Origin of the sequence: Streptomyces sp. NBC_01426 (genome assembly GCF_036231985.1) — a bacterium.
In the GTDB taxonomy this organism is placed as follows: Bacteria; Actinomycetota; Actinomycetes; order Streptomycetales; family Streptomycetaceae; genus Streptomyces.
Genome location: NZ_CP109501.1, coordinates 842,354 through 867,806, shown reverse-complemented (window position 1 = coordinate 867,806; position 25,453 = coordinate 842,354). Strand labels below are relative to the sequence as shown.

At 68.4% G+C, this 25,453-nt stretch carries 24 protein-coding genes and 5 pseudogenes; 15 read left to right on the top strand and 14 right to left on the bottom strand.

What is annotated here, in order from left to right:
• Positions 1 to 733 precede the first annotated feature (733 nt).
• Both OG906_RS38245 and OG906_RS38240 read right to left on the bottom strand, forming a co-directional pair.
• On the bottom strand, positions 734 to 994 hold the full coding sequence (locus OG906_RS38245; RefSeq protein WP_329448899.1) for a hypothetical protein: 261 nt from the start codon (positions 992 to 994) through the stop codon (positions 734 to 736).
• 215 nt (positions 995 to 1,209) lie between these two features.
• A pseudogene (locus OG906_RS38240) lies at positions 1,210 to 1,885 on the bottom strand (IS30 family transposase); the annotation flags it as partial.
• Between OG906_RS38240 and OG906_RS38235 the strand changes: the two are divergent.
• Positions 1,869 to 2,302 (top strand): annotated as a pseudogene (locus OG906_RS38235) (glycosyltransferase family 2 protein); the annotation flags it as partial. The pseudogenes OG906_RS38240 and OG906_RS38235 overlap by 17 nt on opposite strands.
• A gap of 220 nt (positions 2,303 to 2,522) precedes the next feature.
• Positions 2,523 to 2,891, top strand: a complete 369-nt coding sequence (locus OG906_RS38230; RefSeq protein ID WP_329448955.1) for a phosphorylase family protein — start codon at positions 2,523 to 2,525, stop codon at positions 2,889 to 2,891.
• 37 nt (positions 2,892 to 2,928) lie between these two features.
• On the opposite strand, the gene OG906_RS38225 is transcribed toward OG906_RS38230, so the two are convergent.
• Positions 2,929 to 3,726 (bottom strand): PIG-L deacetylase family protein, encoded by a 798-nt coding sequence (locus tag OG906_RS38225; protein ID WP_329448898.1) that lies wholly within the window; start codon positions 3,724 to 3,726, stop codon positions 2,929 to 2,931.
• Positions 3,727 to 4,831: 1,105 nt separating this feature from the next.
• Here OG906_RS38225 and OG906_RS38220 point away from each other — a divergent pair.
• Together OG906_RS38220 and OG906_RS38215 are read left to right on the top strand one after the other, a co-directional pair.
• Positions 4,832 to 5,047, top strand: coding sequence for a hypothetical protein (locus tag OG906_RS38220; protein ID WP_267802321.1), 216 nt, complete (start codon positions 4,832 to 4,834; stop codon positions 5,045 to 5,047).
• A 555-nt stretch (positions 5,048 to 5,602) separates the two neighbouring features.
• A pseudogene (locus OG906_RS38215) lies at positions 5,603 to 6,813 on the top strand (IS110 family transposase).
• On the opposite strand, the gene OG906_RS38210 reads toward OG906_RS38215, so the two are convergent.
• Entirely contained in the window at positions 6,805 to 7,128 is a 324-nt protein-coding gene (locus OG906_RS38210) for a hypothetical protein (RefSeq protein WP_329448897.1), read from the bottom strand. The pseudogene OG906_RS38215 and the gene OG906_RS38210 sit on opposite strands and share 9 nt — an antisense overlap.
• A 213-nt stretch (positions 7,129 to 7,341) precedes the next feature.
• Between OG906_RS38210 and OG906_RS38205 the strand changes: the two genes are divergently transcribed.
• Together OG906_RS38205 and OG906_RS38200 are read left to right on the top strand one after the other, a co-directional pair.
• Positions 7,342 to 7,647, top strand: coding sequence for a hypothetical protein (locus OG906_RS38205; RefSeq protein WP_329448896.1), 306 nt, complete (start codon positions 7,342 to 7,344; stop codon positions 7,645 to 7,647).
• The gene (locus tag OG906_RS38200) at positions 7,644 to 7,955 is read left to right on the top strand and encodes a hypothetical protein (protein WP_329448895.1); all 312 of its coding nucleotides are present in this window, start codon (positions 7,644 to 7,646) and stop codon (positions 7,953 to 7,955) included. The genes OG906_RS38205 and OG906_RS38200 overlap by 4 nt, the downstream gene beginning before the upstream one ends.
• Positions 7,956 to 8,258: 303 nt before the next feature.
• On the opposite strand, the gene OG906_RS38195 is transcribed toward OG906_RS38200, so the two are convergent.
• From OG906_RS38195 to OG906_RS38175, 5 genes are all read right to left on the bottom strand, one after another.
• A complete protein-coding gene (locus OG906_RS38195; RefSeq protein ID WP_329448894.1) occupies positions 8,259 to 9,101 on the bottom strand; it encodes a helix-turn-helix domain-containing protein in 843 nt (280 codons plus the stop codon).
• Entirely contained in the window at positions 9,098 to 9,637 is a 540-nt protein-coding gene (locus OG906_RS38190) for a DUF6879 family protein (RefSeq protein ID WP_329448893.1), read from the bottom strand. The genes OG906_RS38195 and OG906_RS38190 overlap by 4 nt, the downstream gene beginning before the upstream one ends.
• Before the next feature lie 2 nt (positions 9,638 to 9,639).
• Positions 9,640 to 9,843 (bottom strand): hypothetical protein, encoded by a 204-nt coding sequence (locus OG906_RS38185; RefSeq protein WP_329448892.1) that lies wholly within the window; start codon positions 9,841 to 9,843, stop codon positions 9,640 to 9,642.
• A gap of 307 nt (positions 9,844 to 10,150) precedes the next feature.
• Positions 10,151 to 10,894: a 2OG-Fe(II) oxygenase gene (locus OG906_RS38180; protein ID WP_329448954.1), complete on the bottom strand. Its 744-nt coding sequence runs from the start codon at positions 10,892 to 10,894 to the stop codon at positions 10,151 to 10,153.
• Positions 10,895 to 10,896: 2 nt separating this feature from the next.
• On the bottom strand, positions 10,897 to 11,094 hold the full coding sequence (locus tag OG906_RS38175) for a hypothetical protein (RefSeq protein ID WP_329448891.1): 198 nt from the start codon (positions 11,092 to 11,094) through the stop codon (positions 10,897 to 10,899).
• Between the two features lie 221 nt (positions 11,095 to 11,315).
• Between OG906_RS38175 and OG906_RS38170 the strand changes: the two genes are divergently transcribed.
• Entirely contained in the window at positions 11,316 to 12,200 is an 885-nt protein-coding gene (locus tag OG906_RS38170) for a hypothetical protein (protein ID WP_329448890.1), read from the top strand.
• Between the two features lie 341 nt (positions 12,201 to 12,541).
• Here OG906_RS38170 and OG906_RS38165 read toward each other — a convergent pair.
• The 3 genes and pseudogenes from OG906_RS38165 to OG906_RS38155 form a co-directional block, all read right to left on the bottom strand.
• Positions 12,542 to 13,057 (bottom strand): annotated as a pseudogene (locus tag OG906_RS38165) (transposase); the annotation flags it as partial.
• Entirely contained in the window at positions 13,024 to 13,137 is a 114-nt protein-coding gene (locus OG906_RS38160; RefSeq protein WP_329448953.1) for a helix-turn-helix domain-containing protein, read from the bottom strand. The gene OG906_RS38160 and the pseudogene OG906_RS38165, both read right to left, overlap by 34 nt.
• 489 nt (positions 13,138 to 13,626) lie before the next feature.
• A complete protein-coding gene (locus tag OG906_RS38155; RefSeq protein WP_329448888.1) occupies positions 13,627 to 14,037 on the bottom strand; it encodes a winged helix-turn-helix transcriptional regulator in 411 nt (136 codons plus the stop codon).
• A gap of 100 nt (positions 14,038 to 14,137) precedes the next feature.
• Here OG906_RS38155 and OG906_RS38150 point away from each other — a divergent pair, with 100 nt between their 5' ends.
• The gene (locus tag OG906_RS38150) at positions 14,138 to 15,052 is read left to right on the top strand and encodes an alpha/beta fold hydrolase (protein ID WP_329448887.1); all 915 of its coding nucleotides are present in this window, start codon (positions 14,138 to 14,140) and stop codon (positions 15,050 to 15,052) included.
• 621 nt (positions 15,053 to 15,673) lie between these two features.
• On the opposite strand, the gene OG906_RS38145 is transcribed toward OG906_RS38150, so the two are convergent.
• Together OG906_RS38145 and OG906_RS38140 are read right to left on the bottom strand one after the other, a co-directional pair.
• Positions 15,674 to 15,979, bottom strand: coding sequence for a carbohydrate-binding module family 14 protein (locus tag OG906_RS38145; protein WP_329448886.1), 306 nt, complete (start codon positions 15,977 to 15,979; stop codon positions 15,674 to 15,676).
• A gap of 1,713 nt (positions 15,980 to 17,692) precedes the next feature.
• Positions 17,693 to 18,322, bottom strand: a complete 630-nt coding sequence (locus tag OG906_RS38140) for an LUD domain-containing protein (RefSeq protein ID WP_329448885.1) — start codon at positions 18,320 to 18,322, stop codon at positions 17,693 to 17,695.
• 157 nt (positions 18,323 to 18,479) lie between these two features.
• On the opposite strand from OG906_RS38140, the pseudogene OG906_RS38135 reads away from it, so the two are divergent.
• The 7 genes and pseudogenes from OG906_RS38135 to OG906_RS38105 form a co-directional block, all read left to right on the top strand.
• Positions 18,480 to 18,842 (top strand): annotated as a pseudogene (locus OG906_RS38135) (sigma factor); the annotation flags it as partial.
• Positions 18,843 to 19,096: 254 nt separating this feature from the next.
• Positions 19,097 to 20,197: a carboxylate-amine ligase gene (locus OG906_RS38130; RefSeq protein WP_329448952.1), complete on the top strand. Its 1,101-nt coding sequence runs from the start codon at positions 19,097 to 19,099 to the stop codon at positions 20,195 to 20,197.
• Positions 20,198 to 20,563: 366 nt separating this feature from the next.
• Positions 20,564 to 21,400 carry a class II glutamine amidotransferase gene (locus OG906_RS38125; protein ID WP_329448884.1) on the top strand — a complete coding sequence of 279 codons (837 nt, stop codon included), beginning with the start codon at positions 20,564 to 20,566 and terminating at the stop codon, positions 21,398 to 21,400.
• Positions 21,401 to 21,451: 51 nt separating this feature from the next.
• Complete coding sequence (locus OG906_RS38120; RefSeq protein WP_329448883.1) at positions 21,452 to 21,865, top strand: SHOCT domain-containing protein; 414 nt, start codon at positions 21,452 to 21,454, stop codon at positions 21,863 to 21,865.
• A 62-nt stretch (positions 21,866 to 21,927) separates the two neighbouring features.
• Positions 21,928 to 23,358, top strand: coding sequence for a DUF2252 domain-containing protein (locus tag OG906_RS38115; RefSeq protein ID WP_329448882.1), 1,431 nt, complete (start codon positions 21,928 to 21,930; stop codon positions 23,356 to 23,358).
• A gap of 274 nt (positions 23,359 to 23,632) precedes the next feature.
• On the top strand, positions 23,633 to 23,914 hold the full coding sequence (locus tag OG906_RS38110) for a DUF1214 domain-containing protein (RefSeq protein ID WP_329448881.1): 282 nt from the start codon (positions 23,633 to 23,635) through the stop codon (positions 23,912 to 23,914).
• A gap of 201 nt (positions 23,915 to 24,115) precedes the next feature.
• Positions 24,116 to 25,399: a cation:proton antiporter gene (locus OG906_RS38105; protein ID WP_329448880.1), complete on the top strand. Its 1,284-nt coding sequence runs from the start codon at positions 24,116 to 24,118 to the stop codon at positions 25,397 to 25,399.
• The last annotated feature ends 54 nt before the right edge of the window (positions 25,400 to 25,453 follow it).

Below are 25,453 nucleotides of genomic sequence, written 5' to 3'. Positions count from 1 at the left end.
CAAGAGGCGCACGGAGCGGAGCGGTCCTGCCTCGAATCACGGCGAACCTGGACCGCCGCACGGCCAACCTCACTACCGAACAGACGCGTCTCATGCAACGGGCCGTGACCAGGCCCCCGCTCTCGACATCCGCGCCGGCCTGTTCCGTTCCGGCCTCCCAAGCGCCAGCGTTCGCCGCGCGCCGCGCATCTCTGAGCTCACCTGGGCCGAGACGGCCTGGCCCTTCATTCTGGAGAAGGTTTGCGGGCTCCGCCACACCGTGGCACCGCATGGGAACCCAGCTCCATCCTCAGCGGCCTCGCGACTTCCGAGCCTGATGGTCGAAGGGTTCCGCTGCCCAGGCCGGCTTCAGCTTGGTTCGGGGTGAGTTCTTGGCACCAGGCGAGTAGAGACCATGAGTACCAGCAGCACGACATGCCGCGCGCTTCTGAGGAATGGCGAACCAATTCCGCCCAGTCGATCCACGACAGTTGTCCTGTGTCACCGAACCTTGAGCGTGTGTCATCGAAGTTTGATCACGTGGTCAAGCTGCGAGACCGAGCGGCGCGAAGAGCCCGTCATATGAGGGGAGCGGGGGCCGCCGCGCACGGCGTTGCACCCGACGCTGCCCAGTGCTGGGCCAACTTGCTGCCGAGCCGGCGGGCCTCACGGCTGCGGCGGCGCGAGACTACCGTCTTCCGCCTGACAACTGTTCGGCGCCCGCGCCCCGCGAATCGGGGCGAAGGCATGGGGCTCAGGGCATGCTGGTGAGTGGCCAGGGGTTTGGGGCGTTGCGTCGGATCGCCGCGCGTATGTGGACCATGGCCAGGATGGCGCTCATGTGGGTCTTGCCCTCGGTGTACCGGACGTGACCCTTGCAGAACCAGAGGGCGTTCTCGGGATGCCCCTCGTGATCGAGAGGTGGTGCTATCGCACGGAAGTACACGAGCGTGAAAGTCTCGTAGTCCTGGTCCCTGAGTGACGCGTTGCAGATCGCGCAGTACGGGGGCATCACGGCTGGTCAACTCCACTCCGCCGAACGGATCATGATCGCAATCCTACGTTCGTCCTGGTCACCAGCGCCGTCTCGCCCCGCCTCTCGGTCTCGCAGCTCCCAGGTACACGCTTCGGCGCCTGATCCCGCTTCGCCGGGTCTGACCAGGCGTGATCAGACTTCGATGACACAAACTCGCAGCCGGTCATGGCTCGATGGCACACGATCAAGGTTCGGTGACGTCGCAACAGCCCGTTCGTGTTCTCATTCGTTCCGCGTTGCCAGGTGCTGTGCGGGTCCGCGAAGTAGCTCTCGAGGCCGTTGGCGACACGGAGACGAGCGTGTTGTGCGAGTTCAATGCCGCGGTCCCAGGTCAGAGAGCGTCGTAGTTGCTCGGGCAGCGTGGTAATCGTGGCGGCGATCGCGTCTCGGACGGCCTCGGCGCCCAGGCCTGCCAGTGCCGGCCCGTTCTTCGTCCGCGGCTCGATGCCGAAGCCTCCATCCGGGGCAGGTGCAGCAGCATGGTGAACCGGGTCGTGCGCTCGACCAGCGTGCCGATCGCGGACTTGCCGGTGCCGATGATGAGCTCGCCTTCCCAGTGGCCCGGCACTGCCCGGTCCTCGGCCTCGGCCGGCCTTTGGCTGATCATCACCTCGGCGGTGACGTGCCCGTTCGCCCTGCGTCGGGCCCTGGCTCGGGGAACCCGCAGTGCACGTCCGGTCCGCGTACAGCCGACGAGTTCGCGCTTGAGGGCTCCGCGTCCTTGGATGTAGAGCGTCTGGTAGATCGCTTCGTGCGAGATGCGCATGGAGTCATCCTCTGAGAAGTGGGCCCTGAGCCGGCTCGCGATCTCTCCGGGCTCCAGGCCGTAGCCCATCGCCGGTCCTGGCGGTGGGGCTTGTTCCGTCCCCGGCTGCGGTCCAGCGATGCCCGGCGTTCGGGGGTTGTCACCGTCAGGGCCGGGGGAATCGTCCTCGTGCGTCGGGCCGATTTCGAGGCCGTGGGTGGCTGGCCTGGGCACTTCTCCTCTTCCATGAGGGAGTGGATCTTTCGTGGCGGTTGTGGGACCTCGGGCGGGTCGGCTGGTACGCCGGGGACATCGAGGTGCACCATCCGGCGACAATCCCGGCCAGACACAAGCCGTTCTATCGGTTGGTCGCCCGCAACCGCGTCTGGGTGGCGCGCCGTCGTCTGCCGGCCCCGCTCCTTCCCGTGTACCTGACCGCCTGGGTCGTGATCAGCCTCTGGCGCTTTCGGTCCTCGGGGAATCTGGGCGTGTGGTTCAGGGGCTTCGCCGAGGGGCTGCGCGGGGAAGCGGGGGAGCGGCAGGCTCGGGGCGGCGGCCGCGAAGGTGGCTTCCGCGTCGCCCGGGCGTCCCATGGCCAGTTGGATGGAGGCCCTGGAGCCTTGGAACTCGGCGAGGTCCATCCGGTACGCCCAGCGGCCGCGCTGGTGCTGGAGCAGCTGATCTCACTTGGCGCCCGCCGGATCGTGACGGTGGGCACCGCAGCGAGCAGGCAGCGGGAGCTGGGCCGGGGAGCCTGGCGCACTGCGCGACGAGGGCACCTCGCACCACTACCTCCCGCACCGACGAACCGCGGCCGCCGCCCTGGACCTGACCGACCGGCTGGGCGGCTTGCTGCCGAGCGCGGTCCGCGGGGTGGTGTGGACGACGGACGCCCCCTTCCGGCAGACCCGGGCCGAGGTCGCCGCGTACGAGAAGGCGCTGGTGCTGGCGGCGGAGATGGAGGCGGTGGCGCTGTTCACGGTGGCCGAGTACCGGCAGGTCGAGGCCGCCGCCGTCGTGGCGGTCGCGGACTCACTCGTCAAGCCGGGGCCGTGCGAGCACAGGCCGGAGACGGAGAAGGCGCTCCAGTTGGCCCTCGGCGCGGCTGTTCAGGCACTCACGGAGGCATGACGGGCTTTCAGAGCTCCACGCGACAACGCCCCTGTGGTCAGACGGTCAGGAACTCGAGCCGATCGGGGCCCGGCAGGTACCCGGCGTCCAGCCGCGTGAAAAACTCCATCGCCACGATCGCGTCCCGCTCCGGCCCCGGAAGCCGGGCCAGAAGCCCCGGGAGGGACCTCTCCCGCGCCGTCTCGCTGCTGTGAGCCATGATCGCGGCGATCTTGCGGTCCAGGATCGCGGCGATCTTGCGGTCCAGCCAGGGGCGGATGTCCACGGCCGCGTGGGCCATGTCGTTCTGCACCGTGTGGAGGCGTTTTCCGACCGTGGCCAGCAGACCGTCCAGGGCACCGCTTTCCGAGCAGGGGTGTGTGGCGCCGTACACGGCGCTGGGCTGCCAGGGACGATCGGCGTGCGAGTGGAGCCCTGCGATCCCCGCGGTGCGTGCGGCTTCGAGGACGACCTCGTGGGTCCGGACATGGTCGGGGTGACCGGACCCGAACGCGTCGTGGGTCACGATCACCTGCGGCCGCACCGCACGGATATGTGCCACGAGCCGCTCCACCACCTGCTCCCGAGGAACGTCGCAGAGGCGGGGCCGGCCGGGAGCGGAGTCGGGGACGCGGAGGTCGGCGTATCCGAGCATGCGGGGCTTGCCCGCGCCGAGCACGCGCAAGGCGTGCGTGAGCTCGGCGGCGCGCCCGGTGTCGGGAGCCCAGGTGGCGGTGACAACCGCTGTGCGCGCTCCGGCCGCGGCGTGCTGGGCAAGGACTCCGCCCGCCACAAGTGCTTCATCGTCCGGATGTGCGAATACGGCGAGCAAGGACGGTAAGGAGGACGGTTTCATGGGCGGACCTTCCAGTAGAACTGCGGGTGGATGGACGGATGGGCCGTATCGGGCCCACCCGTGAAGGAGCGGGGAGCGGTTGGATAAGAGGCAAGGTGATCACGGGGCTTGTACGTGTGCGGTGATCTCGGACAGGGCAGGCCGGTATCCGTCCGAGGTATCCACGAGCAGGACAGGCACGTCGAGGGAGATCTCGGTGAAGGTCTCCGGGTCATAGGCGCCGCTGGAGATGTCGGTGAGGAGCTGCTCGTCGGCGTGCGCCGCGCGGTGTGGGTCGCGGGCGGCGCGCCCGCTGATCCGTTCGGTGATGGTCTGGGTGGGGGTGTGACAGCGGATGATCCGCAGCTCGGCGATCTTGGTAGGGGTTCCAGGCCGGGCCGCCAGAGGCGGTCTTGGTAGGCGGCCTCGGCGACCACGGTGACCTGGGCTCGGAGCAGCACGCCCAGAGTTCCGAAGAACGTCTCCACAACCTCCTGGTTAAGGGCGTCGGTGTCCGCAGGAAGAGGGCCGATGATCGCCGTCATCCCCTGCTTGATTTCATCGCGCAGGATGGCGGGGCATGTCAGTTCGGCCGCGAGCGCCCATGCGAGGGTGGACTTCCCGGGCCTGCTGCCTGCGCGGTGACGTAGGCGTAGCCGGGCACTCCATCCCGGCCGACGCCGAAATGCGGCAGGCCAGGCTGTACCAAACCTGCCGGAGCTGGCAGTTCGGATGGTGGCTCCGACAGCACAGGAACACCCAGACGCGCCCCCAACTCCACATCAATCGAAGCAATCCAAGGCAACCAGCCCGGGGCAGCTCGCCTCTGAGTAGCCCGAATCGGTAGATCAAGCCACTTGCTTGATTTAGCCCTTGCGCGCCAACCTGGCGGACCGTAAATTTTTATGGCCGCCGGGTTCTGCCTGGCCGCCAGCTTTTGCTCGGCAGTAAGAGAACCACGGAGCAAGGAATGAGCCGGCACAAAATGTGCCGCTGACTCGCAGACGCGGGCCAGCGGGCATTCATCGCTTGGTCGCACCTCCACAGCGAGGGGCACCGCCCAGGGAGACCTATGCCCTCGGCCGGATACCAAGTGAGCCCGCTCGCGCTTCGAGGAGATCTCACCTTGTTTGACCGCCTTGCTGACGTACTCACCCAGGCCAAGACGCTCCGGCTCGTCATCGACTTCTTCACCGTCGTCGTCCGCATCATCCCTGCCCTGCTCGTGGTGATCGCGCTCGTCCCCTCCTTCGCCTCCTTCGGCTTCCTCTCCCCCGGCCCTCGGCGCTCCCTGCTGGAGATCGTGGACCGCCTCAGGAAGTGGACCCTGGCCCAGCACTAGCGCCCGACCCCCGGGCCGGGCACCCTCCCGGCCCGGGGGCGCGCATCTCCCCGGCCCTGCACAGGCATCGCCCCACTACAGGATCATGGAGGGGTGGCGCGGGGCCCAGCAAGACCCTCATGGGCGGCCGACCCGCCCGGGCGCAGCGTGCAGTTGATCACGCAACGCCGAGCCCACGCGATCGACTTGAAGCTCGCCGGCATCGACTGGCAGGGCCCTGACGATCGGCCGGAAGCTCGCCGCCACCCGTCGATCAACAGCGACGTGTCGTCTACCCGCAGGGGTACGGGATTGAGGCATACCGCAAGGGACTTGAGCCCCACCGTTACCGTCTTCATTGGCTCCACAATGGGGCCTCCGGGCTTCGGGTCCGGCATGACTTCCCCCCTCGTTGCGGTTGATGATCCGGGGGGGTGTCACCGGGCCCGGAGCCATCGACGGACCGCTGATGAGGGGCTTGAGCACCGGCTTCACCCGAGCCGGAAGAGCTCTCCGTAACGTGGGTGTGGCAGTTCGGTGCCGAGGCAAGGCCGGACGAAGGCGTGAGCGGTGCACGTGATCGACACCGGCGACACCGGCGACATCGACGTCTCCCTCGGCCTGGACGTCGGCAAGGGCGAACACCACGCCACCCCCGTCACCCCGGCCGGCAAGAAAGCCTTCGACAAGCGGTTACCCAACACCGAACCCAAGCTCCGCGGGCTGTTCGCCAAGCTGCAGGCCAAGCACGGAACGGCGCTGGTCGTCGTCGACCAGCCGGCCTCGATCGGCGCCCTGCCGCTGGCGGTCGCGAGGGGCATGGGCTGCCCGGTCGCCTACCTGCCAGGGCTGACGATGCGACAGATCGCCGACCTCTACCCCGGGGAGGCCAAGACGGACGCGAAGGACGTCTTCATCATCGCGGACGCGGCCCGGGCGATGCCTCACACCCTGCGGGCGATCGACGGCAAGGACGAGACGATCGCCGAGCTGGAGATGATCGTCGGGTTCGACGACGACCTGGCCGGCGAGGCCACCCGGGTCGCGAACCGGCTGCACGGCCTGCTGACCCAGATCCATCCGTCGCTGGAGCGCGTGCTGGAGCCGCGGTTGCAACATTCGGCGGTGCCGGCCTTGCTGGAGCGGTTCGGGTCACCGGCCCAGATCCGCAAAGCCGGCCGGCGGCGGCTGGTCACGCTGTTACGGCCGAAGGCTCCGAGGATGGCCGAGCGGCTGGTCGAGGAGATCTTCACCGCGCTGGACGAGCAGACCGTGACCGTTCCGGGCACCCAGGCGGCCGCGCTGATCGTCGCGAGCCTGGCCGGTTCCCGACGGCTGTCCTTGACCAGCGCAAACTCCTGGCCGGGCGGATCGAGGAACTCCTGGAGTCCCACCCACTTTCGAAGGTCCTGACGTCCATGCCGGGAATCGGCGTCAGGACCGGAGCCCGCATCCTGATCGAGGTCGGCGACGGCAGCACCTTCCCGATCGCCGGCCACCTCGCCGCCTACGCCGGACTCGCACCCGCGACCCGCAGCTCAGGTTCCTCGATCCGATGCGAACAGCCCTCCCGGAGAGGAATCAAGCAGCTCAAACGGGCCTTCTTCCTCTCCGCGTTCGCAGCCCTGGGCGACCCGGCCTCCCGGACCTACTACGACAAGAAGATCAGCCAGGGCAAGCACCACACGCAGGCCCTGCTCTGCCTCGCCCGACGACGGGCCGACGTCCTCTTCGCGATGCTCCGCGACGGAACCTTCTACGAACCTCGACCCGCCAAGTCAGGCTGAATCGCCGAGAGCCCGCCGTGCTTCAGCCCACAGCCGCTCGAACTCCTCCGCGGTGATCTCGGTCGCCCGCGGCTGGTCCTGCCAGCCGTCCATGGGACCTTCGGCGAGAACGCCGTACTGCCGTTCATAGCGGAACATCGCCGCGAGATCGGCATGATCACGCAAGTGCAGCACCTCTTCCAAGGAGGCCGCCGTCACCGGACGCGAGTCCTGCCCCCGGACCTCAACCTGCCGCGCGGCCCAGCCCTCGTCATCGGCCTCGAAATACAGCCACAGATCTTCGTCCTCGTAGTAGGTGCGGAACCAGGTCGTCATGCCGCCATCCTGACCCACGACCTTGACCAAAGAGATAGGGGCACCCCCCGGGAGCAGGGCGAACCAATCACTACCGGCTGACCTCCCTCCAGTGCCACCAGCCCACGCTGCACAAGTCGTCGCTCCTGGAGCCTCCACGGACTATCGTGGCGAGGGTCGACCGCAGGAGGAGACGTGACAACCGCCCCCGGGCGCCCTCACGGGGTGCCCCCGATGCCCGAGCGCAGCATTCCCGCTATTCGTGCCGCGATCGCCGCGCACGCCCCTGACCTCTTGGACGATTTCGAGGCGAACTGGCGGGCGAAGATCGGCGACACCTATGACATCGGCGCGGCTCCGGCCTTCCTGGCCCGGTGGTGGGGCGAGTACGCACTGGCCCGCGACCCGGACCTGGACCGGCACGTGCGGGACCTGGAAGAGCGGGCCGCCCAGTCGGCAGATCCGGACAAGGCCAAGGCCTTCCTGGAAGAAGCAGCACAGATCCACAACCGAGTGAGTCGGCTCGGGCCCGGCGAGTGACCGACGAGCTCACCGGCCCGCCATGGGCCACCGACTGGACCAAGAGCGCCTCCGAATACCGCGACAGTCTCCCCGCAACCGTCAGGGAGCAGATCATCGACGCGGTCACCGAGCTGAAGTGCTCCCGTCACCCCTACCGTGACGATCACGTCGACACGGCGAAGGTCAGCATCGAACCCGTCCGCTCCACCCAACCCCGCGGGGCGCACCTCCTCTACTTCGACAACGGGCGCGGATGGCTCAGGTACGTCTTCACTCCACGCACAGCCGATCCCCAGATCGTCGTCGAGACCCTCTTCTGGCAGTAGACCCGCCGGCACCCGCGGCAGCGCAGTCGCCCGCCGACCGCGTCAAACCGGTCGGCGGCGCCCCCTGACACGAGCCCGAGAGATCGCAGCTGCTCCCCCGTCGCTCGCGGATGCCGTGCGTTGCAGCGCGAGTACCGCACGCGTCAGGGCCGGCCCTCACCGGAGGGCCGGCCCTGTCCCCATTGAGGCAGCCGGCCATGCCGGACACGCTCCGTAGAACAAGCTCTGGCGGACCCCAGCCCGCGAAGGGCGCGGAACGTGCGACGGGGCTGCGCGGTGCTCTGGCGGGTCTGCGCGGGTTGCTCAGGCGAGAGCAATCTGGTGTCGTGCGCGGGCGATCAGCCGGTGGGCCTGTGCTCCGTGGACGGCCGCCGCGTTCAGGACGTCCCACACCCGGCCGTACAGGGCAAGGTCGTCCGGCAAGTCGAAGGACAACTCGGTGTTGATGGTCTCGACGATGACGCGCTCCTCGTCGAAGATCCAGAACCCGTGCTTCGGGGTGAGCTCCAAGGGTGCGCCGAGGGGGACGATGCCGAGCTCCACGGTGCTCATGCCGATCAGGCCGACGAGCCGGTCGAGTTGACCGGCCATGACCTCGCGGGGGCACACGAGCGCGTGGAGGGCTCCCTCCCACACCAGGACTCGGAACAGCTTGCCCGCCTCGTACAGCACTTCCTGGCGGCGCATGCGGGCGGCGACGGCAGCATCCGTGTCACGCGGGGACCGCATCAACACGGCGTTTCTCTCGAACAGGTGGCCGGCGTAACCGGGTGTCTGGAACAGACCCGGGATCACGGTCGCCTCGTACCCGCGCATGGTGGCGGTCCGCTGGTACTCGACGACGTACCTGTCCTGGACCGGCCGGTGCCCGGCGGCGAGCTGGCGACGCCAGGACCGCTGCTGCGACTCCAGCCCTCTCAGCCGGCTGGCGAGGTCGGCCGCCTGCTCCGGTACTCCGGCGGCGGAAGCCCAGGCGGCGACGTCGTCCGCGGTCGCGGTCTGCTTGCCGTTCTCCAGCCGGGACACCTTCGAGCGCTGCCAGCCGATCCGGGCGGCGAAGTCCTTCCCGTTCACGCCGGCCTCGACACGCAGCTCCCGCAGGCGCGCGCCGAGGGCCACCCTGGCGCTCTGGAAGTCCGTACTCACGCCGATGAACGTACCCGCGTCCACACCTCGGTTGAAGGGGACGCGAGGGGCCAGGCGCGGTCACGGGCCCGGCAGGCGGCGAGGACGTCGGCGGGGTCGTCGATGACCTCGACGCCGGTCGTGACGTCCTGCTCGTCAATGTAAAAACGGACCAGCGTTCGGGAGTCGAACAACCAGAAGTCGTAGTCGGGAAGTTCCAGGTGCGCGGCTTCCGTGCGGGCAAGTACGCGGATGTCCTCCCCGGAAGCAGACGCGTTCGCCGCGGCGGAGGCCATGAGGAAACGCTGGCCGTCGGTGGGCGGCTCGTCGATGATCCGCACGCGGGAGAACCGGCCGCCCTGCGCGGCCTTCTCGCGCACGTTGACGTGCCAGGCGTTGTTGAGCTCCGGCGCCGGGTCGATACCGCGCACGAACGCCTGGAAGCGCGCGCCGGCCCGGTCGGTGGCGTACCCGCGGCGGGTCTCCAGACGGAACGCGGTGTGCTGGAACTCGCCGAACAGGTGGGTGATGTCCTCGAAGGGGACCAGCGCGGGCACGGTCACTCCTTGGGGGCGAAGCGGGTCAGCAGGTCGCGCGGGACGACGACAAACGTCTCGTGCTCGCCGATGTCCCGCAGCTGGGCGAGGTGCTCCGGGTCGGTGAGGACGTCGCCCTGGACGACGATGTCACCGGTCTCAACGACCTCGTAGAGGGTGGGACAGTTGCCGTACTCGGACGTGGTGCCGATGAACCTCAGCGTCATGGAAATCTCCGTTCTGGCTGATCGGACGCCCAGGATCGCGGGCACCGCCCGACGACGGGGGCCGATTGCGCAAGATTGCGCGTACGACCGGCGAGCGGACGCGTTGCGCGCCCGAGTGCTCCCAGCCGAAAGCCGACCCCGCGGGTGCGATCTCTCGATTTCGTGTCAGTGCGCCATCTACACGAATACCGCCCAGGGACGGTGGACAAAAGGGGTTACAGCATGCGCTGCTCCCTTTCGCCGACACGGCCATGGATGATGTGAGTATCACGTGGGCCCTCCTGCGCGACGGTTGGCTTGCTGTTGCTCACGGCACGTCTATGGGCTCGTAGAGCACGTCGGTTCTGAGAATTGTTTTCGTGCCCTCAAGAATCGGGGCCGAGTCGTGAAGCGTCCGATGCCAGAAAAGGAGCGCATCGCCCGGTTCGGGGCGGTGGGTGCTCAATATTTCCTCAGGTTTTGCGGGCCGGGGCCAGTCCGAGAAGTCGCGTTGCACAAAGGGAAGCTCGTTCTGCTTGTCGGCGATGAACCGCGTTTCTCCGCCCACTGCCTCATACGACAGGTAGACGACGACCGTCAGGAGAGTTCGCCTTCCGTCAGGGGCAAAATAGGGCGAATCGTAGTGCGGGACAAGAAGTCCTCCGTGTTCGTACGTGATGAAGCGCATACGTGGGTTGACGGCGGCCGGCTTCCAGGGTCTTCCGTCTGAATCCGCCGGATCATCAGATCCCACTTCAGACGACAGAAACGTCCGCAGCCTGCGGTAGAACTCTGCCGCCAAAGCCGTGGAGTCAGCCGTGGCACGGAGATGGGCGACCGGATCTCCCTCTGTATAGTTGGCGGCAACGCCGTCTCGACCCACCGGCACGAAGCGCTTGGCAGCCAGTTCGGCCGCGAATACTTCCACTTCAGCCGGAGTGAGGAAGTGGCTGATCACCCTGGCATCGACGTTTGGGAGCTCCGACTCGATCGGGGCCCATGAGTCATCGGCAGATATTCGGTTCAACGTTTCTTCGGAGAGCTCAAAGGGATTTACCGGCATTTCGAACATGCTCACTTCTCCGTCCTGAGGCCATCGTCGATACCACCGCGGCCGTGGACCCAAGCGCCCGGAAGAGTGGCGGGCAGCACATTGAGGCGAATGGCGGGACTGCCGGCCACCCACTTGTGCGCGTTGAATCCGTGGAGGGACTCGCGGCTCGTGCAGTCGATGCCTGCAGGGAGCGGGGACCGCTGGCCTATTATCGTCATGATGACGATAATAGGCCGAGGTGAACCCACGAAGCAAGCGGGACGTACCCAATGGGGCGGAAGGGGCCCGGAGGCGGGGCGGGGACGGCTCATGGGACTACCTATGCGCGGTAGACCGGCGAGCTGGACAACGGCCTGGCCTCCGGTATCGCCGACCGGCAACACCCAACGAGCGTTCTATCCTGGCCACCTCGCATTTCGCGGCGGGACAGGGGAGCAGCATGGCCAACGGGCGGATCCGCACCGAGTGGGTGGAGACGGTGTCTCAGGACGGCATGCACCGCATGCAGACGCGCTTGGAGGTGCGGGTTCCTACGTCTGCGGGTCGCAAGTTCGTCACCTGCGCGCTGATCCGGAGGACGTACGTGGTGAGGGACGGTGTTGCCTGTCGGGACTTGTCCTACGAACTCGGCCGCGACCTGGGCAGTGGGGGCAACTGCGACTTCGAGATCCTCTCCGCGACGGGGTGTCCTCCGATCAGGAAGTTCTTCGGGAGCGACGGCGTGCCGGCCGAGCTGCCGCACGACGCTCACTTCGATGCGCATCAGGGGCTTGACGATGGCGAATACACCGTCCGGATCGCGACGGGAATGACGACCCGCTGGACGAGTGGGACGGGACAGGCCATCGAGCTCCCTGTCCCGGGCCACCAGCTCGCATTCGCCGTGGTGGGATCCGCACCGCAGGAGGTACGCGCGGGGACCGCCGCCCCGTGGGCCGCGCGGCCCTCCATGGAGATACCTGTGGTCGATTGGCGCAACCAGTCCACAGCGGAGGCGGCATGGGAGGCCTACCTGCTCGGGAACAGAATCCATCGGGATGCCCACGGGATCTTCTCCCCACAACACCTGATGAGGCGTCAGCGCGATACCGCTCTGGAGATTCTCCGGAGCAAGGGCTACGACGTCCCGTGGACCCCGCAACCCGCCATGACGCCGCACACCTGGCTGGGCGACTGGGGAGGAGCATGGATGCCAGCCGACGTGCTCGCGGCCCTTCACACCGTGCCGGACGACACCGCACAACTCGCATGGCATCAGGGAGCAGAGGAAGCCCTGGACATCGCATGGGATATGCACCACCTTTGGACCACCGACGTGTTCTGACCGGGGCCGCGCTCCCTCCACGACCACCGCGGCGGACACGGCAGGCCCCGAGGGGCATTGCCGGGCCGGGGATGATGGGCGGGCGCCTCACACCATGCCCCTCGCCGTCCACCCCGCCGACCTGGAGCGCCCCGACGCCCTCCTGCAAGGCCACCGGAACGCCGGGGATCGGCGGCTGGCCAGGAGGCCGTACGGGAAGAACGGCCCGGCTTCGGGGCGCACCACGGCGATACCCAGACCGGATCTGCGCCGGGGGCGACACGCACACCGGGAGCCCAGGCTGCACCGGCCCATACGCGCCCCCGCGCCGGCTCCGGAGCTGCAGGCCGAGCCCGTCCCCACTACTGAGATTGCAGGCGTGATGTCGTCAGTGTGAGACCGGTCCCGGTGAGGCATCCGTCGATGATGTGGCTGCGGTATTGGGTTTGGCGGAGGCCGTGCCGTAGCCGGCGGATGAGGTCGTCGGGGTCGGTGAAGTCGGTGTTGGCCTGGGTGGTCCGGCGGAGTACTGACCAGATGCCTTCGACGGGGTTGAGGTCGGGTGCGTAAGGCGGCAGGTGGTAGGCGGTGATCCAGTCCTGTGCGTCGATGAAGGCCCGCATGCCGCGGTCTTGGTGGACGTTCAGGTTGTCCCATATGAGGACGATGGGTCCGTCGAGCTGCTGGTGGGCGGCGATGAGGAGTCGCGGTACTCGGTCCAGGCGAAGCTCGCCGGGCCGGTAGCAACACAGGGCCGCCACGGAGAAACGGCGCTGGGAACGGCCCCGGACCCGGATGACTGGGGTGGATCCGCGTCTGCCCCACGTGCGGGAGGTCGGCGGCGTCATCGAGAATCCCGCCTCGTCTTCGAACAGGACCGCCTCCACCGCTGAACCGACCGAGCGCTGACCCGTAACTCCTTCGCGATCTCCGTACTGCCTCGTCCGTCAGCGAACATGGCGACCGCTTCCATCCGGACCCCCTCGCGGAACGCTTGCCTCTCCGCGGTCAGACCCCCACCCTGCGGATACCTCATACCTCCGGCATACCGCGACGATCACCAACCGTCAGCCCCCACGACAAGACGACTTCAGGGTCAGTAACCGATGGTTTCAGAATGAGGTTCGGAGTCGGCGTAAGCAGATGTCCCTGCCCGCGTGGGTGCCAGCGGTGCAGGACAGCGTGGCCTCCGTGGGAGCGGGCTCACGGACACAGCAACTCCGCAGTACCGCAACGGCCGAGTTCAAGCTCCGCAGAGGGGGCGGGCGCTTGTCCGCCGGCTGGCACCGCAGCCGTAACAGCACCGTCCTCGCGCCGGACCCGGCGGTTGTGGGGCGGATGCCTTCCTTGGCAGCCTCGTCGAGGAAGGCGTGCGCCACGGCGCCGGCCCGCCAACCAACCGGCGGCCCGGCGTGAGCCACCAGTACTGGACGCGGAACCGGCCTGCCTATCCCTCATCGCCCCCTTGGTCGTTGGCTTGGTTGGCGCGGTCGATCTCGGCCATGTGCTCCTCCGCCCAGGTCCGAAGCCCCGCAAGCGCGGCTTCCAGGGACAGCCCGAGTCTGGTGAGTCGGTAGAAGACCCGAGGCGGCACGGTCGGTTCGACCCGGCGCGACACCAGCCCGTCGCGGGTCAGGCTTCGCAGCGTCACGGACAGCATCTTCTGCGAGACGCCGGGCATCCGGCGTCTGAGCTCCGCGAAGCGCACCTCGTCCGGTGCGGCATCGGCGAGCGTCTTGACGGCCATGGACGTCCACTTCGTACCGATGCGGTCCAGCAACTGCCGCGTCGGGCAGTGGGGATCGAACAGATCACCGCGTACCCCGCGACCGGCGGCCCGGGCTCCCGGGGTGGTCACCTGTGGCTCACCACCTTCCCTGAAAGTGCCGTCTAGGCAGCCGTCAGACAGTTACCTATCGTTTGTTGGTAACCAATGGTAACCAGCCGGAGGAGCCGTCATGCCCGCCACCACCGCACACCAACTGCGCCGCATCACGACGAACGGCGTCCAACTCAACGTCGCAATCGCCGGGGACGGACCTGCTGTTCTCCTGCTGCACGGCTTCCCGCACACCTGGCAAGTCTGGAGCGGCATCATGGGGCAACTGGCCAGGCAGTACCGGGTCATCGCCCCGGACCTGCGAGGCTTTGGTGCCAGCGCACGTGCCGTCGAGGGATACGACGCAGGCACCCTCGCCGCCGACGCCGAAGGGCTGCTCGACGCACTCGACGAGCCCTCGGCAGCGGTGGTCGGCATCGACGCGGGCACCGCCCCCGCCGTCCTGCTCGCGCTGCGCCGCCCCGGCCTCGTCCGGCGCCTGGTCGTGATGGAAGCACTGCTCGGCCGCCTGCCCGGAGCAGAACACATCGTCGCGGACGGCGCCCCGTGGTGGTTCGGCTTCCACGCCGTCCCCGGCCTCGCCGAGACCGTCCTGGCCCGCAACGAAGCCCCGTACATCGACTTCTTCCTCGACTCGGGGACGCTCGGGCGAGGAGTACCCGACGACATCCGCGCGGCCTTCGTCCACGCGTACACCGGAAGCGAGGCCCTTCGCTGCGCGTTCTCCTATTACCGGGCCCTGCCCACCAGCGCACAGCAGCTCCAGGACGCCGCCGCGACGGCTCGGCTGACCATGCCCACCATGGCCGTCGGCTCTCACCCCGTCGGCACCGGACTCGAACGCCAACTCCGCCCCATAGCCGATGACCTGGTCGGACACCACCTCCAGGACTGCGGCCACATCATCCCCCTCGACCGCCCCGACGCACTGTTCACGCTCCTTGCTCCCTTCCTCGCCGCCGATCCGCCGAAGCGAGCCGACGCGGAGCCGAAGGATCACGGCCGGCGGTTCGGGCATTCGTCCCCGCGGTGAGTTGTCCACGATCCCCGGATCAGGCCTCGCACGCGATGACTGTCGGCTCAGCGTTCCGGAAGCTCCCTCGCACGCTCACGGACCCGCAGCACGTCAACCCGCTGGTGCCACAGGCCGGCCTCCTCTGGTCTGCCGAGCCTCTCCAGAACGCCGGCCAGCAGGCCGGCGGCCACCGAAGAGCCGGCTCGACTGCGGCAGGACCGGCGACCAGGGCATAGGCGCGGGCGAGCTGCTCCAGTGCCGCGGCCACCTGCCCGGGGAACGTGTCCGCGACGTGCTGAGCCTCGGCTCCGATGGCCTGGACCAGGATGTCCCGGCTGTCGGCGACAGCGGGCTGCTCGGTGACCATGACCTGCGAGGGTCTCAGACATGCGCGCGTCCCCTTTCACGGGCCTAGCGGCGCAGCACGGAGCATCAGTGATCACAGACTCCCAGCACAACGGCCAGGAACCACCACAGTGGCGCGAAGCACCCCGTACCCCCCACCCTTCGTGCGATCTGCGCCACATCGGGTGTCCGCCCGAGCGCGGGGGTTCTGGCCCTGCCGAGCCGGCAGCGGCTTGGCAGGGAAGAGATCCTCCGCGTCACGGGGCCGTCAGAGCTCGGGCGGACGCGCGGGCGTCAGGCCTTGCCGGCTGCCGGATTCCCGGCGTCCTCGGGCCAGTCGCAGACCTTCAAGTCCGGGTTGAAGTGGAGCGGTTCCGGACACTGCTTCGAATGCGCCACGCCCCACGAGCAGTGGTAGAAGCGAGTCGGGTCATCCGGGTCCGCAATGAGGTCGCCGTGAGCGTAGCCGTCACAGGACGACCCGTCAGAAAGATCAGCAGTAGTGGTGGGGGGCTGTGCCGACGCCGCGTACGCGGGAACACACAGCACACCGACAGCGAGGACGGCGGCAGCCGCCATCCGGGAAACCTTGATCATCATCAATCCTCGACTCGGAGCGCAAGAAGCACGCCCAGCACCCCCTCCACGCACAGCGGAGACGTGCCGGACGCTCGCCTCAACAACGTTCCCAAGCCCTCCTGGTGACGCCCCACGGCCAGAAAGCCGCAGCAGGCGGTGGGCGGCCAGGACGGCTCGACGTACTTCCGGCCCCACACCGGGCGGGCGTGCTCGCAGGCCCTGATGTCAGCTCAGCCGCCCTGCCCCTTACCCCCGTTGTCGGAGATCGTTTCGCCGGTATGAACAAGTAGCTGAAGGGCGCCCGTCGACGGCGTCTGCTCAATGTTGCAGTAGCCGTCGCGGCCGTCGCCGGCACGGGCGCGTTCACCACCCCCGCGGCCCCAGCGCCGCCTCGCAGACAGTGACGTTCGACCAGCCCGGGGCGCGCAACTGAACGGTCCCCGCAGGCGTCCATTTCTCGGTGCAGCCGGCTCCTTCCGCGACCTGGGCGCAGGCTGCGACTTCCGCGAGGAGGGCCGTCAGGAGGCGGCTGGTTTTGTCTTGGCCGCCTCCCGCGGCGAGTACGGCTTGCCGCGCGCGGGGCGGTACCGGGCGCGGGGCAGGAATATGCGGGCCCGGGAGGTGCCCGGTCCTCTGAAGTTCTTGGGCCAACCAACCAAGTAGCGACTGAAGCTCCCTATATATGACGCACACGCGCACACAGGAATGTCGTCATATACCTGAAGTTGAGTCACTTCAGTCGCTACATCCGGGAGTGATTAGCTTCTGACCTGCGGTTTCTTGAAGCGACTCAAGCAAGCGACTGAACTGCGCCCCGGTCGCTGCTCCTGTTCCGTAGCGGCCAGCGGCTGCGGTGGTCAGCACAATCAGCGGGTCGGAATCCTGGGGGGGGCAGCTGGGGCGCCCCGAGTCCCGAGTGAGTGAGGGTCCCCTCCATGACCTGGTCACCGTCGACATCGAGGACCGCAAGCGGGTCGTCCTTCTGGTCCTTGCCGCTGGGGGAATCGATCCGAGGACCGTCGCAATCCACACCCGCGGCAGCGCCCGCGCGCTGATCGGGGCAGTCAGCCGGCTGCGCAGCGCCAGCGTCAGCTTCTGTTCGGCCTTCTCCCCCGCGGCGATGACGCCTTGCTTCTCCGCGCGGACCTTCGCGTCCGCAGCCAGGGGGAGCCCGTGTCCCGAGGCCCCGGACCGGATGAGAGATCAATGATGCGCAGACTTTTCATGTCGCTGGGTGTCCTGGCTGGCACGCTGGCGTTCGGGGTAGCGGTGCCCGCCTCTGCCCAGGCTGCCAGCGGAAGGCTTTCTCTGAAATTCCAGGAGTTCCGGAACCCCGTCCGGGTGCGTGCAGATCCCGAAGGACCTCAGCGACTCCGGCTGGATCCTTAACCTCACGAACGCTGAACTGATCGTGTTCAAGGGGACGGACTGCACCGGCGACGTCGTGAACCAAATCCGCCGCGGCCATGAGCATGACGACCCCTAGGGGAACAGCGTTCTGCTTCTTGATTGACCGGCAGTCCTATCGACCGTCGGCTGGGGACCTCTTGGGTGTCCTCGTCTCGGTGAGGTGCAACCCCGGGCGGAGGCCCAGGGCTGCACCAGGACAGCCCGCCTGTGCCATAAGCTCAGACCCGTCTGCTGATTGGGAGTCAGCCCGCGCTCGGACGACAGCTCCCCGGCAAACAGCACCGACGGGGGAGTTCAACCGGCCACCGCCGACCCGCCTGGCGGTCAGAAGCCGATGGCTTCGCGGAGCAGCAGGACGGTGCCGCGCCCGGGCTGGTGTTCCGCGTAGAGGATGAGAAGCCGGTTGACGGCGCTGGGACGCCCGTAGGCTTCCTGGGCGCGGGCGCTCTCCAGCGGAAGGCAGTGGTCTTCGACACGCCGCAGCGCGGTGCTCAAGTCGGGCACCACCTTCTGCGCCCCGACGACCCAGATCGCGCGGGCGGCGCCGCCGGCATTGCCGGGCAGCTGGCTTCCACTGCCCGAAGCGATCACGAGGGAGCCGGTTTCGGTGACCGCGTGGACGCTTCTCACGATGACATCGGGGCCGGCGGTCAGCTGCCGTATCTCGTCCATCTGCGTGGCGCGGTCCATGGCCAGGACGCGGGGCCTGATGGCGTCGTATCGCCCGCCGGCGTTGATGTCCTCGGCGATGCCGGACAGGCGGAGGGTCTCGCTGGCCCCGGTGAACACACTGGCGCCGTCGGGTATCAACTCATTGATACCGGTACGCGCGGTGGCGACGTCGTCGAGGATCTCCACGCTGAAGCCGTGGGCGATCAGCGCAGCGGCCGTCCGCTCCAGACGCTGCGCGGGCGCCGGGGCGGCGAACAGCGTTGCCGACATTGAGGTCGTCATGATGAGCTCCCTGTCCGTTGGGGTGATGTGTTCGTCTCAGCAGCTCGACAACACAGCCACGCGGAATGTGAGGCCGGGCGCCGCCTCACATTCCGGTGCGCCGCATTGTCGAACCGGTAAGGGCAGAGCAGATGCGACGAAGGGAGCCGTCGGCACCATGAGCACCCGATCCGAGCCAGGACACGGCGGGCCCGATCCGGGCCTGGACGCGATCATGAGCGAGCGGCGCCAACTGATCAATCTCGCCTACCGACTCCTGGGTTCCCTCGCCGAGGCCGAGGACGCCGTCCAGGAGACCTACGCCCGCTGGTACGCCATGTCCCCGCAGCAGCAGGACGCCATCGAGAAACCCGGCGCCTGGCTGACGACAGTCGCGGCCCGCATCTGCCTCAACCTGCTCGGCTCGGCACGGGCCCGGCGAGAGACCTACGTGGGCGAATGGATCCCCGAGCCGCTGCCCGAGCATTCGGAGTGGAGCAGTGGGCGGGCGGACGGTGCGACGGTCGATCCGGCCGACCGCGGCCGCCGGGCGAGGGCCGGGTAGACGGACGAGCGGAGATGGCGCGGCGAGTGTCCGAAGATGGCCAGCTCAGGGGTTTGCCGTTCGGTCGCCTCGGTGATGCCCGAGCCGACGTGATGGGCGCGCGGGACGGCCTGCTGATCACGTACCCGAAGTTCCGGTGGCGGGGAGGTCGGTCGCACTGGTTTGCGCCTCATCGTGTGGCAATCGCCCTTCCCCTGGGTGATCACATCTGGTGCGGGGTACCACCCAGCATGATCACTGTTGGGGTCGAAGAGGAGTATTTGTTGGTCGACCCGGAGACACTCCTTCCTATCCCGCTCGTGCAGCAGGTGCGTGCCACGGCCCGCCTGGCACCCATCGCGGAAGAGCAAGAGGTCCAGGACGAGCTGCTGCAGGCTCAGATCGAAGTCGCCACCCCTGTGTGCACGGACCTCGTGGAGGTGGGAGGCCATCTCCTGCGGTTGCGCCAGGCGGTTGCCGCCGCCGCGCAGGCGAACGGCTGCCGCATCGCCATCTCTGCCACCGCGCCGGTCAGGACCGCCTCGCCCGTACCCATCACCCGCACGGCAAGGTACGTGAAGATGCAGCAAGAGGCCCGATTGCTTGTCGATGAGCAGCTGATCTGCGGGATGCACGTCCATGTGGGGATGCCCGATCGTGAGACCGGGGTGGCCGTTCTGAACCGGCTGCGGGTCTGGCTTCCGACGTTGTTGGCGATGTCCGCGAACGGGCCCCTGTGGGACGGGCGGGACACCGGGTTCGCCAGTTGGCGCACGATCATTTTCGGCCGTTGGCCGGTCAGCGGCCCGCCACCGCACTTCGCGGGGCTCGCGGACTACGAGGCGCGAGCCGATGCGCTGGTGGAACCGGGGGTGATCGCGGACCGGGGGCAGCTGTACTGGCACGCCCGGCTGTCCGAACGCTATCCGACGGTTGAGGTGCGCTGCTGTGACGTGCAGCTGGAGGCGGATGACGCGGTGATGCTCGCCGGTGTCGTGCGCGGGCTCGCCGCCACCGCGGTCGCCGAGGAGAAGGCCGGAGTCGCTCTCGCGCCGTGTCGACCGGAGCTCCTACAGGCCGCGACGTGGCACGCGGCCAGACACGGACTGGGCAGCACGCTGGTGGACCCGACGGGCCGTCTACGGAGCAGCGGGGACGTGCTGTGCGCGCTCCTTGGGTACATCGGCCCCGCCCTCGAAGAGCACGGTGATCACCGCGAGGTGACCTCGCTCGTCCACCGGCTGCTCCAGCGGGGAACGTCGGCCGACCGTCAGCGCCGCGCCCTGGCCGAAGCCGGCCTGCCGGCGGTCCGTGACCTGATCACCGCAGGAGCCGGCAGTCTGCCGGATTGAGGATCAAGGCGCGTTGGACCTGCTCGGTGTAGTGCGGCGCCGGACGGTTCCGGTGGGCACGCAAGGCCGACCGGCTTGGTTACGGGGCGCCGTTCCCTGTCGTGGCGAGTGGCGCACGCCAGGGTGCCGTCCGATCGGCGCCGCATGGCAGTGCGCGGCGAAGCACGAGAAGATGAGGTGGGCCGGAGTAAGAGCCACCCGATCAGCGGGCAGGGCCTCGCCCAGAGCACGGCGAAAGCGCCCCTCCGTTCTCAGCACGCTCGCCCGGCAGGGCGGCGGAGGGCGGCGGCGGCGAGATGACCGGCGGGCTCATTGCAGACTCCGAAGGTCCCGGGGCGTTCAGGTGAGGAAAACAGGTGATCATTCATGTGCCGGTGGCTCGCTTACTCGGGAACACCCCAACTGCTCGACACCATCCTCTACAAGCCGGCACACTCGCTGATCGATCAGAGCCTGCACTCCAAGCTGGGTGTCGAGACGACGAACGGTGACGGTTTCGGCGTCGGATGGTACCCGGAGGGCAGCGACGGCACCCCCGCGCTCATGCGGGACGTCGGCCCCGCCTGGAACAACCGCAACCTGCGAGAGCTCGCGGACCACGTCACTTCCCCGTTGTTCTTCGCCCACATCCGGGCGTCGACGGGTACGGCGGTGCAGCAGACGAACTGTCACCCGTTCCGGCACGGCCGCTGGATGTGGATGCACAACGGCTCCGTCGCCGGCTTCCACGCCATGCGGCGGGACCTCACCCTGCTCGTCGACCCCGTGCTGTACTCCGAGATCGAGGGGACGACGGACTCGGAGACCATGTTCTATCTGGCACTCACCTTCGGCCTCGAGCAGGACCCGCCGGGCGCCGTCGCCAAGATGGTGGGGCTGGTGGAACGCGTCGGCCGCGAACACGGCGTGGAGTACCCCATGCAGATGACGGTCGCCGTCAGTGACGGGACGACCGTATGGGCCTTTCGCTACTCCAGCCAGGGCGCCTCACGGTCGCTCTTCTACAGCAGCCGGGTGGACTCGCTGCGCAAGCTGCACCCCGAAATCACCTTCCTGCAGGACGTGTCCGACGAAACCCGCCTGGTGGTGTCCGAACCCCTCGGGGATCTGCCCGGCGCCTGGAACGAGGTACCCGAGAGCAGCTACGGCGTCGTACGGGCCGGAGCCGACGAGCTGTGTCCCTTCACCCCAGAACCGGTATGACGCGGCGTCGCGTTGTCACGCGCCCCCGTCACAACCGACAGGAGACCGGCCATGAAGGACTCGATCCTGAACCTGGCAGTGGACTATCCGCTGCTGAACATGTTCTGGACCATGTTGATGATCTTTCTCTGGGTGCTCTGGTTCTTCCTGCTCTTCCGCATCATCGGCGACATCTTCCGAGACGACGAGCTGGGCGGCTGGGGCAAGTCAGGATGGACCGTCTTCGTGATCCTGCTGCCCTTCCTGGGCGTGTTCGTCTACCTGATCGCCCGCGGGCGCGGAATGGGCGAACGCGACTTGAAGCGGGCCCAGCGGAACGAGGAGGAGTTCCGGTCCTACGTTCGCCAGAGTGGCGGGACCGGCAGCCAAGCTGAGGAACTGTCCCAGCTCGCCGAACTCAAAAACCGAGGCGAGATCACCGAGGCCGAGTTCCAACAGGCCAAGGCCAAGGTCCTCACGGCCTGATCGGGGCCGGCCCCCGAACGCCGGCGATCCCACGGCCGCAGAGCCAGGCAGGAGGGCCTTGGATGCCGCAGCATGCGACTACAGCGATGCGAGCGTCGCTTCGCGCCACGCCCGAGGAGCGCGCGGAACTCGGCAAGGCGGCCCGGCGCCGCTCGCCACGGTCGGGGCACGCGGTGTACCAGCCCCCACCGAACCGACGAGACCCGCTGAAAATCCTGGAGGCCCAGTCCGAGACCCGGGTGGCGGAACTGGTGCCGCTCCGATACAGCCGGATGACCGAGTCCCCGTTCCGGTTCTACCGGGGCGCCGCCGCGATCATGGCCTCCGACCTGGCCGGCAGCCCCGACTCTGGAATCTCCGCCCAGCTGTGCGGCGACGCTCACCTGCTGAACTTCCGGCTCCTGGCCTCGCCCGAGCGGGAGCTGATGTTCGACATCAACGACTTCGACGAGACCTTGCCGGGCCCCTGGGAATGGGACGTCAAACGCCTGTCGGCGAGTTTCGTCATCGCAGCCCGAGCGAACGGCTTCGACGACTCCGAGCGCGCCCGCATCGTGAGCCGCACCGTGCGCGCGTACCGCGAAGCAATGAACGACTTCGCCGGCATGGGCAACCTCGACGTCTGGTACACGAAGATCGACGCCGACCGTCTCTCAGCCCTGACCACGGGCCAACTCCACAAGAAGGGCCGGGAGAAGCTGGAGCGCGCCCTTGCGAAGGCCCGCTCGCGCGACACCCTCCAGGTCTTCGACAAGCTCACGCACCTGGTCGACGGCCGGCCGCTGATCACGGCGGACCCCCCGCTGCTGGTGCCGATCTCCGACCTGATGCCGGACGCCGAGCGCACCGCGCTGGAGCGTCAGTTCAGGGGACTCGTCGAACGGTACGGGATCACTCTGCCCTCCGACCGGCGCCACCTGCTGGAGGATTACCAGCTGTCGGACGTCGCCCGCAAGGTGGTCGGGGTCGGCAGCGTCGGCACCCGGTGCTGGATCATCCTGCTTCTGGGACGGAACGGCGGGGACCCGTTGTTCCTGCAGGCCAAGGAGGCCGACACCTCCGTGCTCGCCGAGCACGTAGGGCCGAGCCAGTACCGCAACCAGGGCGAGCGCGTCGTTGCGGGACAGCGGCTGATGCAGGCGACGAGCGACATGTTCCTCGGCTGGGAACGCGTTGAGGGGATCGACGGCAAGCGTCGCGACTTCTACATCCGCCAGCTGCGCGACTGGAAGGGCATCGCCCTGCCGGAGACGATGTCGCCCCGGCAGCTGGAAACGTTCGGCGGCCTCTGCGGCATCACCCTGGCCCGCGCGCACGCACGATCCGGCGACCGAATCGCGATCGCCTCCTATCTTGGCAGCGGCGACTCCTTCGATCGAGCCCTCGTAGCGTTCGCGGAGGCGTACGCCGACCAGAACGAGCGCGACCACCAGGCCCTCGTCGACGCGGTGCAAACGGGACGACTGCCCGCAGAGGAACTCGCGATCGACTGACCAGCCCACGGACTGGCCGTCGCCATGGTCTACACCCGGGCGGCCCCGTGATCCGCTCGTCTCGCTGCGCTCGCACCGCAGCGGGCGGATGCGACCGTGTTCCAGTTCAGGGCGCGGTTGTGGTCGACCCGGCCCTCGCAGTCGGCGGGCTTGACACCGGGGGACCGACCCGTACGACACCTCATCGGCGCTACGAGGGGCTGGGCCGGCCTCCCCGAGGACGAGGCACTCTACCTGACGGTCGAGCCTGGCCTGCCCGTCGGGACACCGCATCGTGGTCGCAGACGTACCCGTCGACGGCTTCTGGTCGATCTCCCTCTACAACGCCGAGGGCTACTTCGAGGACAGCAGCGAGGGCGGCTGCGTCATCAACCAGGCCAACGTCCAAAAGGAGCCGGACGGCTCGGTGATCATCAACCTCGGAGGGTGCGCCGACGGCCGGCCCAACCGCCTGCACCTCATGGACGGCTGGAACTACACCGTCCGGTTCTACCGGCCACGCCCCGAAATCCTCGACGGCACCTGGACCTTCCCCACCGTGGAACCCGTCGACTGAGGACCGCCCGCAGCCCGTGCCCGTACCGGTCGCCCCGCGCAGCGTCCGGGGGCGGCGCGCCTCATCCCTTTCGGTGCGCCCGCGTTGGGCCGACCGGGCCGAACCGGGCACGTACGGAGCACGGTTCCCACAGGACTGACCGGCGCCGCCCTAGGGTCGGACTCCGCCTGTCTGCGTGAGGCAGGGTGCGAAGGGGTACTGATGAACGGCTGGGCCGTCGTGGCCGCCGGGGCTGTGGTCGTCGGCTACGGGGCGCTCTCACGCCGCTTGTCGACCACAGTGCTCTCGGGACCGCTGGTGTTCATGCTCGTCGGGGTGGCGATCGGCCCGCTCGGCCTGGACCTGCTGGACCGGGCGAAGGATCCCGAGGTCACGCGGACGCTCCTGGAAAGCGCACTGGTGCTCCTGCTGTTCGCGGACGCGGCCGGGATCAAGGCCCGGGACCTGCGCCGGGAGGAGTTCCTGCCGCTGCGACTGCTCGCGATCGGCCTGCCGGCCACGATGGCTCTGGGCTGGCTGGCGGCCTGGCCGCTCCTGCCCGGCCTGGGCATGTGGGAACTGGCCCTGGTCGCCGTCATCCTCGCGCCGACGGACGCCGCACTCGGGCAGCAGGCATTCTCCAACAAGCGGGTGCCCCCGCTGGTCCGCGGCGGCCTGACCATCGAATCCGGCCTGAACGACGGCCTGGCCCTCCCCTTCTTCGTCCTGGCCCTCGCGGCGGCGGGCGAGGGCCACGGCCATCCCGGCGTCGCCGAGACCTTCCTGCGCGCCCTGCTGCTGAGCGGCGCGATCGGAATCGCGGCCGGCTGGGTCGGGGCGAGCCTGCTGCGCTGGTCGCTCGCCCGCGGGTGGAGCAGCTCCGACTGGCGGCAGTTCCTGGTACTCGCCGTCCCGCTCATCGCCTACGTCCTGTGCGCCGTGGTGGAGGGCAGCGGCTTCATCGGCGCCTGGGTCGCCGGCCTGGCCTTCGGCATCCACCTGCGCCGCACCCCCACCGACCTCGGCATCCCCGGCCAGGACTCTGACCCCGCGCAGAACACCACGTTCACCGAACGACTCGGCCTCCTCCTCGCCTCCCTCAGCTTCCTCGTCTTCGGCGCCGTCATCCTGGGACCCACCCTCCAGCACCTCAGCTGGCGCATGGCCCTCTACGCACTGCTCAGCCTGACCGTCATCCGAATGCTGCCCGTCGCACTCGCCCTGGCCGGCACCGGCCTGCGCCCCGCCTCCGTCGCCTACATCGGCTGGTTCGGCCCCCGCGGGCTCGCATCCCTGGTGTTCGGCCTGCTCGCCCTGGAAGAACACCTGCCCGGGAGCACCCTGCTGAGCGAGGTCATCGCCGTGACCGTCGGCCTGAGCATCATCCTCCACGGCGCCTCAGCACCCTTCCTGGGCGACCGCTACGGCACATGGTTCACCCAGACCCTCCGCAAGGAACTCAACCTGCGGGAGAACGCACTCGCGCAGCACCACGGCCCATGCTGATGGCGTCCGCGGCCTTCCGAGGTCAGGAACGCCGGCCGGCCGCGAGGCCACACC